General features: G+C 65.2%; 1 protein-coding gene. It reads left to right on the top strand.

Annotation, left to right across the window (positions count from 1 at the left end; translation table 11 throughout):
* Positions 1-15 precede the first annotated feature (15 nt).
* Positions 16-683, top strand: a 668-nt coding sequence (locus OP498_RS18480; RefSeq protein ID WP_280554817.1) for a helix-turn-helix domain-containing protein, incomplete at its 3' end; no start/stop codon positions are given.

Below are 683 nucleotides of genomic sequence, written 5' to 3'. Positions count from 1 at the left end.
GACAGGAGGCATGACATGGACGGCACCCAGATTCTGACCCTCGGCCTGGGCCTGGAAGCGCCCTGGATCCTCAAGGACCAGCACCTGGATACCGCCGTGTCGCCCCACCGGTTGGACCTCTACGTCGAGGCCGAGCGAGGCAGCCTCTACCCCTGTCCTGAGTGCGGCAAGGCCTGCCCGGCTCACGACTTTGCCGACAAGACTTGGCGACACCTGAACTTCTTCCAACATCACTGCTACCTGCACGCCCGCGTGCCTCGCACCAAGTGCCCTGAGCATGGCGTCAAGCGCATCGAGGTGCCCTGGGCCCGGCCAGGCAGCGACTTCACCCTGCTGTTCGAGCAAGCCGCCATGTCGTTGGTCAAGGAGATGCCGGTACTGGCCGTCTCCCGGCAGCTGGAGATCTCCGACAAGCGGCTGTGGCGCATCGTGCACCACTACGTCGGCCGGATGCTGGGGGAACTGGATCTGAGCAACGTGGCCACCGTCGGCGTCGACGAGACCGCCTCTCGGCGCGGCCAGCGTTACGTGACGGTGTTCCTCGATATGCAGCGCAAGCAGGAGCCGGTGATCTTCGCCGTCCCCGGCCACGGCAAGGACACCATCAAGGCCTTCAGTGCCTTCCTGGCGGCTCATGGCGGCGATCCGGACAACGTGGTCGAGGTCGTCTGCGACATGTCACA

Source organism: Halomonas sp. 25-S5, from assembly GCF_029889845.1.
Taxonomy (GTDB): domain Bacteria; phylum Pseudomonadota; class Gammaproteobacteria; order Pseudomonadales; family Halomonadaceae; genus Halomonas.
This window is presented reverse-complemented; position numbering and strand designations above follow the sequence as displayed.